This is a genomic window from Leifsonia sp. McL0618 (assembly GCF_049994905.1).
Taxonomy (GTDB): Bacteria; Actinomycetota; Actinomycetes; order Actinomycetales; family Microbacteriaceae; genus Diaminobutyricibacter.
This window is the reverse complement of sequence record NZ_CP188258.1, coordinates 3854790-3867405: the sequence shown is the minus strand read 5'-3', so window position 1 is coordinate 3867405 and position 12616 is coordinate 3854790. Positions and strand designations below refer to the sequence as shown.

Below are 12616 nucleotides of genomic sequence, written 5' to 3'. Positions count from 1 at the left end.
AGGGCAGATTCTCGCAGGGCAACCTGCGGATTGCACGCGAGCACAATGCGCAGAACACACCTCAATGCGCATAAAAGGCGGATGGAGCACAAGCGAGACAACGGATGCGCGCTTCCCGCACTATCGGTAATCACACCGAAAGACAGAGAGGTCTTGGCATTATGGGTGATCCCACTCCCCGCCGCTCGCAAGCGGCCACCGCCGGCGCAGAGGATGCGGCGCGGATCGACATCGTCGGACTGACCAAACGGTTCGTCACGCCGAAGGGCGAGACGTTCACGGCCATCCACGACGTGACGCTCACGGTCGAACCCGGCCAGTTCTGTGCGATCGTCGGCCCGACCGGCTGCGGCAAGTCGACGACACTGGCGCAGGTCTCCGGCCTCGAGCATCCCAGCGCCGGTTCCGTGCAGGTCGGCGGTCACATCGTCGACGGCGTCACCCGCGGCGTCAGCTACATGTTCCAGGCCGACTCGCTCTTCCCCTGGAAGACCGTGCTCAACAACGTGATGATCGGCCCGATCCTCCTCGGCACGCCGAAGAAGGAGGCCACCGAGCTGGCCATGGACTGGCTGCGCCGCGTCGGACTCGCCGGCTTCGAGGACCGCTACCCGCACCAGCTGTCCGGCGGCATGCGCAAACGCGTCGCCATGGCGGCAGCGCTGATCAACAGGCCGCGAATCCTGCTCATGGATGAGCCGTTCGGCGCGCTCGACGTGCAGACCAAAGCCATCATGCAGACGGAGCTGCTGCAGCTGTGGGAGGAATTGCGGCCATCCGTGCTGTTCATCACCCACGACCTGGACGAGGCCGTCGCGCTCTCCGACCGGGTGGTCATAATGACCAGCAGCCCGGGAACGGTCAAGGACGTATTCGAGATCGACCTGCCGCGACCGCGCGGCGACGTGCAGCAGATCCGCCACGAGAAGCGCTTTCTCGAAATCCAGGGACAGATCTGGGACTCCCTCAAAGACGAAGTCACGCGGGCGTACCAGCAGCAGACGGCAGGGGCAGCAGCATGACCGCGGCAGTGAACACCAAACCTGTGAACACCACCGGTGCGTACGTCGTGGCGCCGGAGAGCGAGCTGCGGGTCGCCGCACGGAGGGCACGGTCACGTCGCACGGCGTGGATCTGGGTGGGGCGCATCCTGGTCGCGGTCCTCGTGATCGGCGGCTGGCAGTCGCTCACAGCGACCGGCGTGGTCGACAAGTTCTTCTACGGCCAGCCGTCGGGCATCTGGGACAGCCTGGTGCACCTCTTCACTGCGGGCTCGGCGTTCGGGTCGATCTGGGACAACCTCTGGATCACTGTGCAGGAGGCGTTCTACGGCTTCATCCTCGGCACCATCGCCGGTGTCGTGGTCGGCATCCTTCTCGGCTCCAACCGGTACCTCGCGGCGGTCTTCGGCCCGTACATCAAGGTCGTCAACTCGATCCCCCGCATCGTGCTCGGGTCGATCTTCATCGTCGCGTTCGGACTGGGCGTGTTCCCGAAGGTGCTCCTCGCCTCGGTGCTCGTGTTCTTCGTCGTCTTCTTCAACGCCTTCCAGGGTGTGCGCGAAGTCGACCAGAACCTCGTCGCCAACGTGCGGGTCCTCGGCGCATCGCCGCTGCAGGTCGCCCGACACGTGACCATCCCGTCTGCGATGACCTGGATCATCGCCAGCCTCCACACGGCCTTCGGGTTCGCCATCATCGGCGCGCTCGTGGCAGAAGTCCTCGGAGCCCAGCAGGGCATCGGCCTGATCATCAGCCAGGCCCAGGGGAGCTTCGACCCGAACACGGTGTTCGCCTGCATGGTCATCATGGCCGTCGTCACGCTCGGCGCCGAATACCTCATCACGCTCCTTGAGCGGGTGCTGCTCAAGTGGCGTCCGCCGAACCGGTCGGAAGCCCAGGCGATCTAGTTCCCACCGGGCCAGAGCCCACCAAGAAGGACACGCCGAACCCCTCGGCGCACACGAAAGGAAACGCAATCACATGAACAAGCGCATCATCAGCGCTGTAGCCGTGGCCGGAGCATTGGCGCTCAGCCTCGCGGCCTGCAGCAGCGGGGCGGCCGGCACTGCAGCCGGCGGCACTGCAGCAGCCTCGATCCCCACCGTCAAGATGATGGTCGGCGGCATCGACAAGCAGATCTACCTGCCGTACGAGCTCGCGGCTCGACTCGGGTACTACAAGAAGTACGGCGTGAACATGGAACTGTCGACCGAGCAGAACGGTGGTGTCGGCGCGGAGGATGCGATGGCATCGGGCCAGGTCGACATGGCTGGCGCGTGGTACATCCACACGATCGACTTCAAGTCCAAAGGAAAGGACGTCGTCGACGTCGTCCAACTCTCGGGCGCTCCGGGCGAGCGTGAGATGTGCAGCACCAAGAGCGGCGTGCACTCGGCGGCCGACTTCAAGGGAAAGACGCTCGGCGTGACGGACCTGGGTTCCGGCACGGACAGCCTGACCCAGTTCCTCGCACACACTCAGGGCATCCCGAAGTCGGGCTACCACACGCTCGCCGTGGGTGCTGGGTCGACCGCGATCGCGGCGATCCAGCGCGGGTCCGCCGACTGCGTGATGACGACGCAGCCGACCGTCGGTGCGCTGACCAGCAAGAACCTCGCTACCACCGCGGTCGACCTTGCGACCGCCGAAGGCGCGACGAAGGCGCTCGGCAGCGACTGGCCGGCGGCGGGCGTGCTGGCGACGAGCGCCTGGGTGAAGTCCCACCAGGATGCCGTACAGAAGGTCGTCAACGCTCTGGTGGCGACGATGCACTGGATCAACACGCACTCCGCGTCGGACATCGCCAACAAGCTGCCACCGGAGTACGTGCAGAACGCCACGATCACCAAGCAGCAGTACATCGACGGTCTGAACACCGACAAGGGACAGTTCCTGCCTGACGGGATCATGCCCGCCGGGGGACCTAAGACCATCCTGGCGATGGAGAAGGCGATCGGCGTCGACACGTCGAACGTGACGCTCGGCGACACGTTCACCAACAAGTACGCGCAGGCCGCGAACAAGCTCGAAGGGTTCACGACCACCTCGACGCCGGCCGGCGCCGACGGCTAGTCACCTCTGATTGCAACCGCACCATCCGACCGGCCCGCCTGCTCACCCAGGCGGGCCGGTCTTCTGTGTGAGCGGCGCCCCGCCGTCCCTTTCTCCGGCGCCGGAGTCGCACATGTTCATAAAACAGGAGTCTTGCGCTCGTTCGGGTGATGGCCGCGTATCCCATCAGGGGTTCTTCGGCGTGAAGCCGTTGCGGAGCCACATCCGTCACACGATCTCCTGTTTTACGAACGGCGCCCGGCGCGAGCGGGCCGAGCTTTTCGCCTCGGACCGGGAATTCTTCGGGCTTGCTGAAAGTTGAGCCAAGTACACTCAAGTTTTGCCACTCGGACTTGACATCGCTGAGACCGGATGACAGGCTTGAGCCGTCGGGACTCAACTCTTGACCCCATGACTTTCACAGGCGTCACGCCGGCAACAAAGGAGAGAAAGAACATATGTCACGTGCAGTAGGTATCGACCTCGGAACCACGAACTCGGTGGTCTCGGTGCTCGAAGGTGGCGAGCCCACCGTCATCGCAAACGCTGAAGGATTCCGCACCACCCCATCCGTGGTGGCCTTCACCAAAGACGGCGAGGTGCTCGTCGGCGAGACCGCGAAGCGCCAGGCCGTCACCAACGTCGACCGCACCATCGCATCCGTCAAGCGCCACATGGGCACTGACTGGAAGGTCGAGATCGACGGCAAGAAGTACACGCCGCAGGAGATCTCGGCGCGCATCCTCGCGAAGCTGAAGCGTGACGCCGAGCAGTACCTGGGCGACACGGTGACGGATGCGGTCATCACCGTTCCGGCATACTTCAACGACGCCGAGCGCCAGGCCACCAAGGAGGCCGGTGAGATCGCGGGCCTCAACGTGCTCCGCATCATCAACGAGCCGACTGCAGCGGCACTCGCCTACGGCCTCGACAAGGGCAAGGAAGACGAGCTCATCCTGGTCTTCGACCTCGGTGGTGGAACATTCGACGTCTCCCTCCTGGAGGTGGGCAAGGACGACGACTTCTCGACCATCCAGGTTCGCTCGACCGCCGGCGACAACCGCCTCGGTGGCGACGACTGGGACCAGCGGATCGTCGACCACCTGATCAAGAAGTTCAAGGAGACCACCGGTGTGGATGTCTCCAAGGACAAGATCGCCCTGCAGCGCCTGAAGGAGGCTTCGGAGCAGGCGAAGAAGGAGCTGTCGAGCAGCATGTCGACCAGCATCCAGCTTCCCTACCTGTCGCTCACCGAGAACGGCCCGGCCAACCTCGACGAGACGCTCACCCGCGCCCAGTTCGAGCAGATGACCAGCGACCTCCTCGACCGCACCAAGAAGCCGTTCGCCGACGTCATCCGCGAGGCCGGCATCAAGGTGTCCGACATCGCACACGTCGTGCTCGTCGGCGGCTCGACCCGCATGCCCGCGGTCAGCGAGCTGGTGAAGCAGGAGACCGGTGGCAAGGAGCCCAACAAGGGCGTCAACCCGGATGAGGTCGTCGCCGTCGGCGCAGCCCTCCAGGCCGGTGTCCTCAAGGGTGAGCGCAAGGACGTGCTGCTCATCGACGTCACCCCGCTGAGCCTCGGAATCGAGACCAAGGGTGGAATCATGACCAAGCTCATCGAGCGCAACACGGCCATCCCCACCAAGCGCAGCGAGACCTTCACGACGGCCGACGACAACCAGCCGTCCGTCGCGATCCAGGTCTTCCAGGGCGAGCGTGAGTTCACCCGCGACAACAAGCCGCTCGGCACGTTCGAGCTGACCGGTATCGCGCCTGCGCCCCGCGGCATCCCGCAGGTCGAGGTCACCTTCGACATCGACGCCAACGGCATCGTGCACGTGTCCGCCAAGGACAAGGGCACCGGCAAGGAGCAGTCGATGACGATCACCGGCGGCTCGTCGCTGCCGAAGGACGACATCGAGCGCATGGTGCGCGAGGCCGAGGAGCACGCAGCCGAGGACAAGAAGCGCCGCGAGACCGCGGAGACCCGCAACACGGCCGAGCAGCTCGCCTACTCGATCGAGAAGCTGATCAAGGACAACGACGACAAGCTGCCCGAGGACGTCAAGAACGAGGTCCAGGGCGACGTCGATGCGCTGAAGTCCGCGCTCGCCGGAGAAGACGAAGACGCAGTGAAGACCGCGTACGACAAGCTGAACTCCAGCCAGCAGAAGCTCGGCGAGGCGATCTACGCGTCGAGCCAGGCCCAGGAATCCGCTCCGGCTGAAGAGCCTGCGGCCGAGACGCCCTCCGATGAGGATGTCGTCGACGCCGAGGTGGTCGAAGACGAGGAGACCAAGTAGTCATGCCCCAGACGCCGAAAGGTCCAGAAGGGGACCAGCCCGACGAGCACGAGGAGCCGGTCATCCGCGACAAGCGGCGCATCGACCCCGAGACCGGAAAGGTTCGGCACCCGGAGTCCGGGTCGGAGGCTGACGCCTCCGGCCCCGACCTGGCGCACGAAGAGCTCGTCGATGTCGGCCCGTCCGAAGGGGAGGGAGAACCCGACCTCGGCGTGTTCCTCAGCGACGACGACCTCGATCTGCTGAGCGGCCAGTCGACCTCCGACGAGCTGGCAGCCGAACGGCTCGCCGACCTCCAGAGGGTGACCGCCGAGTACGCGAACTACCGCAAGCGCACCGAGGCGAACCGCGAGATCGAGCGTGAGCGTGCGGTCGGCGAGACCGTCAAGGGGCTCCTGCCCGTGCTCGACGACCTCGACCGTGCCGAAAAGCACGGTGACCTCGAGGAGGGCAGCGCGTTCACGACGATCGCGGCGAAGCTGCGCACGTCGGTCGAGCGCCTCGGCCTCAAGCCCTTCGGGGCGGCGGGCGACCCGTTCGACCCGCAGATCCACGAGGCGATCTTCCAGCAGCCGAGCCCCGACGTCGAGACGGACACCGTCGCAGACGTCGTCGAGACCGGCTACCTGGTGGGCTCGACACTGGTGCGGGTGGCGAAAGTCGTCGTCTCGGTTCCGCAGCACTAGCAGCATCCGTCTGCCCCATCCGCCCGTTCTCCCTTCGCAATTCGGGAGAAGCCGGCGGGTGGGGCAGACGTGACGCGATCGATTCGCGTCGCAGAACAGACTTTCTTCGAATTGCGCACGGTTAGATAGAGGGAGAGAGGAGGCGCCATGGCAAGCCAGGACTGGTTCGACAAGGACTTCTACAAGGTCCTCGGTGTCTCCAAGGACGTCACCCCGGCAGAGCTCAAGAAGGTCTACCGCAAGCTCGCCCGCAAATACCACCCGGACTCGAACCCAGGCGACGCGGCCGCGGAAGCGAAGTTCAAGGAGATCAGCGAAGCGAACTCGGTGCTGAGCGACCCTGAGCAGCGCAAAGAGTACGACCAGATCCGCGCCATGGGTTCCGGCGCACGTTTCACCGCGCCCGGTTCGGCCGGGCAGGGCGGGTTCGACGACGTCTTCGGGGGGATGTTCGGCCAGGGCGGCCAGCGCGCCTACACCACCCAGCAGGGCGGCCAGTTCGACGACATCTTCGGCAGCATGTTCGGCGACGGTCGGTTCGGCCAGACGAACGGCGGCTTCCGTGGCTACGGCGGCCCGACGCGCGGCCGCGACGTAACCGCTACCACGACCATCGAGTTCATCACCGCGACCCGCGGCGAGACGATCACGCTCCAGTCGGCCGACGGGCGACCCATCAAGGTCAAGATCCCGGCAGGCGTGGCCGACGGCCAGAAGATCAAGCTGCGCGGCAAAGGGCAGCCCAGCCCCGACGGCGGCGAATCCGGCGACATCGTGCTCACCGTGACGGTGCGCAAACACCCCGTCTTCGAACGCGAAGGGCTGAACCTGCGCGTGACCGTGCCGGTGACATTCGCCGAGGCGGCGCTCGGGGCGACCATCGAGGTACCGACGCTCGGCGGCGACCCTGTGAAGCTGCGCGTGGCGCCGGGCACGCCGAGTGGGCGCGTGCTGCGCGTCAAGGGCCGGGGCGTGCAGACACCGAAGGGCACCGGCGACCTGCTGGCCGTCGTACAGATCGCTGTGCCGTCGCACCTCTCGGCCGACGCCGAAGAGGCCCTGCGCGGATTCGTCGAGAAGCTGCCCGACGAGAACCCGCGTGACGACCTGCTCGCGAGGTCGCGAGGCTGACATGGCCGGCATCGACGAGCACACCCAGGTCTTCGTCATCTCCGTCGCGGCCGAACTCGCCGGGATGCACCCCCAGACGCTTCGCCAGTACGACCGTCTCGGGCTCGTGAGCCCGTCGCGCACGCCCGGCAAATCCCGGCGGTATTCGATGCGCGATGTGGCGAAGCTGCAGGAGATCTCGCGACTGGGAGCCGAAGGTGTGAGCCTGGAAGGCATCCGGCGCATCCTCGAACTCGAAGACCAGGTGGGCGCGCTCACGGGGCGCATCCGCGAACTCGAGGCCGCCCTGTCGGATGAACTGCTGAACCGTCCGGGCCGCCGCGTGTTCGCTGCAGGTTCCGCCGGCGAGGTCATCTCGCTGCGCGCCGGGACCCGGGTTCGCCGCAGCAACCAGATCGTCGTCTGGCGGCCCCTCGACCGCGACTGAGCGACGCGTGGCGATTATGCAGAAATGGCTAGTGTGCTCCGCGCCCCACTAGCCATTCTTGCCAAGTCGGCCAGCGGAATGGGCCGGCGAGGCTACGACGCCTCGCCCGGCCGCCCCGGCGGGACCGCGTAACGAGGCGGCGCGCATCCGGGATGCGTCGTAGAGTGAAGCGGGCTCCACAAGAGCCCGGATGCACGACACTTCACACGACGAAGCGAGAAGGTGGCGATGAAGGCCCTTTATAAGAGCGAGGCTGCAGCAGGCCTCGAACTGATCGACGTTCCCGAACCCGAGACGGGGCCGGAGGACGTCAAGATCCGAGTGCTGCGCACCGGTATCTGCGGGACTGACCTGCACATTCTCCGCTGGGACGACTGGGCGGCATCCGCTGTCACAGCTCCGCTGATCCCCGGCCACGAATTCTTCGGCGAAGTCGTCGAGATCGGCGAATTCGTGCACGACGTTGCCGTCGGCGACCAGGTGTCGGGTGAGGGCCACATCGTCTGCGGCACATGCCGCAACTGCCGCGCTGGGCGCCGGCAGATGTGCATCCGCACCCAGGGCCTCGGCGTGCAGCGCAACGGCGCGTTCGCCGAATATCTCACGCTTCCCGCGACGAACGTCTGGGTGCACCACTCGGCGATCGAGCCCGAGGTCGGAGCATTGTTCGACCCGCTCGGCAACGCGGTGCACACCGCTCTCGCGTTCCCCATCGTCGGTGAGGATGTGCTGGTCGCCGGCTGCGGACCCATCGGCCTGATGGCGATCGCGGTCGCTCGCCACGTGGGCGCCCGATTCATCGTCGGCACCGACATCAGCCCCGACCGGCTCGCGCTGGCCGCAGGCATGGGCGCCGATTACACGGTCGACGTGCGTTCGGAGACGATCCGGCATGCGCAGACCGCGCTCGGCATGCGCGAAGGCTTCGACGTCGGGTTCGAGATGAGTGGCGCGCCGACAGCGCTCCCGCAGATGATCGAGAACATGAACCACGGCGGACGGATCGCGATGCTCGGCCTGCCGTCGACCCCGATCGCCGTCGACTGGGGCATCGTCGTCACCCACATGCTGACCCTGAAAGGCATCTACGGCCGCGAGATGTTCGAGACCTGGAACGCGATGGGCGCCATGCTGCAGACCAGTGCGACGCTGCGGAACGCGATCGCATCCATCGTCTCCGACCGGTTCCCGGCGAGCCGCTGGGAAGACGGCTTCGCCGCAGCGGCCTCGGCGCACGGAGGCAAAGTCATCCTGGATTGGACGGAACTCTGATGTACGGAACGTTTCGGGACCACGTGGCAGGCCAGCTCGCCGAGATCGACGCGGCCGGCCTCACGAAGCGGGAGCGCAGCATCCACGGGCCGCAGCAGGCGCTGATCGTCGCCGACGGCGCCGCGGTGCTCAACTTCTGCGCGAACAACTACCTCGGACTCGCCGACCATCCTGCGCTGGTCGACGCCGCGAAGACAGCGCTCGACGACTGGGGTTACGGCCTCGCGAGTGTGCGGTTCATCTGTGGAACCCAGGAGCAGCACCTGGAGCTGGAGCGCCGGGTCTCGCATTTCCTCGGCACGGAGGCGAGCATCCTGTTCTCGTCGTGTTTCGACGCCAACGGCGGCGTCTTCGAGACGCTGTTCTCTGCTGAAGACGCGATCATCAGCGACGAGCTGAACCACGCGTCGATCATCGACGGGATCCGTCTCTCCAAGGCGCAGCGGCTGCGGTACCGTAACCGAGACATGGCCGACCTGCGTGCGCAGCTCGAAGCGGCGGCGGATGCGCGGTTCCGGGTGATCGTGACCGACGGCGTGTTCTCGATGGACGGCTACATCGCGCCCCTCGCAGAGATCTGCGACCTGGCCGACGAATTCGGCGCGCTGGTGTTCGTCGACGACTCGCATGCGGTGGGGTTCGTCGGTGCCCATGGGCGGGGGACTCCCGAGTTCTGCGGGGTCGCCGACCGGGTCGACATCTACACCGGGACGTTCGGCAAGGCGCTCGGCGGGGCATCCGGCGGGTACGTGTCGTCCCGGCAGGAGATCGTGGACCTGCTGCGCCAGCGTGCGCGGCCGTACCTGTTCTCCAACACGCTCGCGCCGTCGATCGTGGCCGGGACACTCGCGGCCCTCGACCTGCTCGAACAGTCCGACGGGCTGCGGGAGACGTTGCGCTCGAACGCGGCGTTGTTCCGCTCGCTGATGACCGAGGCGGGGTTCGACCTGCTGCCGGGCGAGCATCCGATCGTTCCGGTCATGTTCGGGGATGCTGCGCTCACCGCCCGCATCGCCGACGAGATGCAGCGGCGGGGGGTGTACGTGACGGCGTTCTCGTTCCCGGTGGTGCCGCGCGGGCTGGCGCGCATCCGGGTGCAGTTGTCGGCTGCGCACACCGAGGAGGAGATCCGCCGCTGCGTCGAGGCGTTCGTCGGGGCGCGCGAGGCCGTCGCCGCGTAGGGCGCCGCGCCTACGCCGCGGCGGCAGGCGCGGTCGACTCGCGGCGGATGACCGCCAGCTCGGGCAGGCGCACCCGGTCGACCCGCGTCCCGGCCCGCATGCGCGCGAAGGCGTCGAGCAACGACTCGGCCAGCACCGCCGACGGGAACGCGACTGTCGTCACGCGCGGGATGAACTCTGCCGCGGGCGGATGGTCGTCGGCCCCGATCACGGATGCGTCTGCCGGGACCCGCACACCGGCATCCGTCAACGCACGGATCGCACCCATCGCGAGCCGGTCGTCCGACGCGATGATCCCGGTCGCCGCCGCCGGGCTGTACTGCCATCCGTGTGCCCAGTCGCGCAGGGACGACGCCGTGTCCCCTGCGTTCGCGATCGTGAGTGTCGCGCCTGCCGCGTTCACCGCATCCGCCGCCCCGCGCAGCCGTTCGCGTGCGCTCACGAGCGCCCGGTCTGCGGTCGGCAGCAGAAATGTGAGCCTGCGATGCCCGAGGGCGAGCAGGTGTTCGGCGGCGAGGCGTCCGAACGGTTCCTGCGGCACCGCCAGCGACGGTGCGTAGTCGACGGATGCGCTCCCGTACACGATCAGCGCGCGCACTCCCGCGAGCCGCAGCACTTCGGTCGCCACCTCGTCGCACCGTTCCGCCTCGGCCAGCACCGATTCCGGGCGGTATTTCGCCCACGCGTGCGCCGCGTCCACTCCGGACTGCTCACGGTCGCGGTACCAGACGGCGTCGGTGCCGTCGTCTGCCGTCTCTGTCAGCACGAGGTCGAAGGCGCGGTCGACGCTCGCACCGTAGTCGCGCGCGGGCTGGGGGATGAGGAAGCCGGAGGCGAGCTCGCCGCTTGCGAGCGACCGGGCCGCAGTGTTGGGGGTGTAGCCGAGCAGGCGGGCGGCCTCGAGCACGCGGTGCCTGGTGTGGTCGGAGATGCGCGAGTTCGGTTTGTCGTTGAGAACGAACGACACGGTGGCGCGCGACACCCCGGCGGCGAGGGCGACGTCGCTGCTCGTCGGTGCTTTGACGACCTGGGGGGTGAACATGGGTGCGAACAGTCTAGGTCGCGATTACTTTCATAGCTAACGCGCGTAAACAAAAACCGACTAATGGCTTGTATTCGATGGGCACACGGCGTATGGTTACGCGAGTTAGCAGGCGATGTGGCCTGCGCTGAAAGGACCCATCACCGTGACAACGCAGTCAACGACGCCATCCAGCGAACCCGAAATCCCGTTCATCGCGGAACCCGGCGCGGGCACCATCGCGGGCCCGAACCTGATCACGCACCCCGAAGACGGCCTGAAGCCGAAGAAGCTCCGCATCCCCGGCCTCCGCAAGCTCATGTGGTCGGCCCTGTTCGCCAACGTCGGGATCTTCCTCGTCTGGGGCTCCGTGCCCGCTGTCCTCCTCCCGCTGCAGGTCGAAAGCATCGCAGGCCAGGCCGGCAAGGCGGGTGCACTCGCCGTCATCCTGACCGTCAGTTCATTCGCCGCCATGCTCGCGCAGCCGATCGCAGGCGTCGTGTCGGACCGCACCCGCAGCCGCTTCGGCCGTCGGGCGCCCTGGATGGTCGGCGGTACGTTGATCGGTGGGTTCGCGCTCATCGGCATGGGTGCTGCGAACACGCTCGTCCAGCTCGCGATCGCGTGGATCATCGTCCAGGTCGTCTACAACTTCGCGCAGGGTCCGCTGAGTGCGATCCTTCCCGACCGCGTGCCGCACATCGCCCGTGGCGCCTTCGCCGCGTTCGCCGGTCTCGGCTCGATGCTCGGCGCCCTCGGCGGCCAGATCGTCGGCGCCCAGTTCGCCAAGACCATCCCCGCCGGCTACCTCGTCATCGGCGGCATCGCGCTCGTGCTGACCGTACTCTTCGTCGTGCTCAACCCCGACAAGTCGAACAAGAGCGAGCCGAAGCCGCCGTTCGACTTCCGCACCTTCCTGCGCACGTTCTGGGTCAGCCCGCGCAAGCACCCCGACTTCTTCTGGGGCTTCCTGGGACGCCTGCTGCTCTTCGGCGGCTACTTCATGGTCACCGGCTACCAGCTGTTCATCCTGCAGGACTACATCGGCCTGAAGGACAAGGCCGTGACGGTCGTCCCGATCCTCGGACTCGTCAGCCTCGTCGGCATCATCATCTCGACCCTGATCGCGGGCCCGCTGTCCGACCGACTCGGCCGTCGCCGCATCGTCGCCGTCGTCGCCGGTGTCATCCTCGCGTTGTCGCTCGCATTCCCTCTGGTCTTGCCGACGGTCACCGGCATGCTGCTCTTCTCGTTCGTGAGCGGACTCGGCTTCGGTGCATACATGGGTGTCGACGCAGCCCTGATGAGCGAGGTGCTCCCGTCGAAGGAAGACTTCGCCAAGGACCTCGGCGTGCTCAACATCGCCGCAACGCTGCCGCAGGTGCTCGCACCAGGTGTCGCGGGCCTCATCGTCGTTGCAGCCGGAGGATACGCCGTGCTGTTCCCGATCGGGATCGTGATCGCACTCCTCGGAGCCTTCGCGGTCATCCCGATCAAGTCGGTCAAGTAGCACCCGCACCCGAAACGCAAGGCACA

11 protein-coding genes are annotated in these 12616 nt (G+C 66.7%); 10 read left to right on the top strand and 1 reads right to left on the bottom strand.

Going from position 1 to position 12616, the window contains the following annotated elements; translation table 11 throughout:
• Window positions 1–161 precede the first annotated feature (161 nt).
• From ACPPVQ_RS18580 to ACPPVQ_RS18540, 9 genes are all read left to right on the top strand, one after another.
• Entirely contained in the window at window positions 162–1022 is an 861-nt protein-coding gene (locus tag ACPPVQ_RS18580; RefSeq protein ID WP_426516671.1) for an ABC transporter ATP-binding protein, read from the top strand.
• Window positions 1019–1909 carry an ABC transporter permease gene (locus ACPPVQ_RS18575; RefSeq protein ID WP_426516669.1) on the top strand — a complete coding sequence of 297 codons (891 nt, stop codon included), beginning with the start codon at window positions 1019–1021 and terminating at the stop codon, window positions 1907–1909. Before ACPPVQ_RS18580 ends, ACPPVQ_RS18575 begins: the two co-directional genes overlap by 4 nt.
• A gap of 73 nt (window positions 1910–1982) precedes the next feature.
• Window positions 1983–3074, top strand: coding sequence for an ABC transporter substrate-binding protein (locus ACPPVQ_RS18570; protein ID WP_426516667.1), 1092 nt, complete (start codon window positions 1983–1985; stop codon window positions 3072–3074).
• 437 nt (window positions 3075–3511) lie between these two features.
• Complete coding sequence (dnaK, locus tag ACPPVQ_RS18565) at window positions 3512–5362, top strand: molecular chaperone DnaK (RefSeq protein WP_426516665.1); 1851 nt, start codon at window positions 3512–3514, stop codon at window positions 5360–5362.
• A 2-nt stretch (window positions 5363–5364) separates the two neighbouring features.
• Window positions 5365–6048: a nucleotide exchange factor GrpE gene (locus tag ACPPVQ_RS18560; protein WP_426516663.1), complete on the top strand. Its 684-nt coding sequence runs from the start codon at window positions 5365–5367 to the stop codon at window positions 6046–6048.
• 147 nt (window positions 6049–6195) lie between these two features.
• On the top strand, window positions 6196–7179 hold the full coding sequence (locus tag ACPPVQ_RS18555) for a DnaJ C-terminal domain-containing protein (protein ID WP_426516661.1): 984 nt from the start codon (window positions 6196–6198) through the stop codon (window positions 7177–7179).
• A gap of 10 nt (window positions 7180–7189) precedes the next feature.
• Window positions 7190–7606 (top strand): heat shock protein transcriptional repressor HspR, encoded by a 417-nt coding sequence (locus ACPPVQ_RS18550; RefSeq protein ID WP_426521327.1) that lies wholly within the window; start codon window positions 7190–7192, stop codon window positions 7604–7606.
• 228 nt (window positions 7607–7834) lie between these two features.
• Entirely contained in the window at window positions 7835–8878 is a 1044-nt protein-coding gene (tdh, locus tag ACPPVQ_RS18545) for an L-threonine 3-dehydrogenase (protein WP_426516659.1), read from the top strand.
• On the top strand, window positions 8878–10059 hold the full coding sequence (locus tag ACPPVQ_RS18540) for a glycine C-acetyltransferase (RefSeq protein ID WP_426516657.1): 1182 nt from the start codon (window positions 8878–8880) through the stop codon (window positions 10057–10059). Before tdh ends, ACPPVQ_RS18540 begins: the two co-directional genes overlap by 1 nt.
• 10 nt (window positions 10060–10069) lie before the next feature.
• On the opposite strand, the gene ACPPVQ_RS18535 is transcribed toward ACPPVQ_RS18540, so the two are convergent.
• Window positions 10070–11101, bottom strand: coding sequence for a LacI family DNA-binding transcriptional regulator (locus ACPPVQ_RS18535; RefSeq protein ID WP_426516655.1), 1032 nt, complete (start codon window positions 11099–11101; stop codon window positions 10070–10072).
• Window positions 11102–11246: 145 nt separating this feature from the next.
• Between ACPPVQ_RS18535 and ACPPVQ_RS18530 the strand changes: the two genes are divergently transcribed.
• Window positions 11247–12590, top strand: coding sequence for an MFS transporter (locus ACPPVQ_RS18530; protein ID WP_426516653.1), 1344 nt, complete (start codon window positions 11247–11249; stop codon window positions 12588–12590).
• The last annotated feature ends 26 nt before the right edge of the window (window positions 12591–12616 follow it).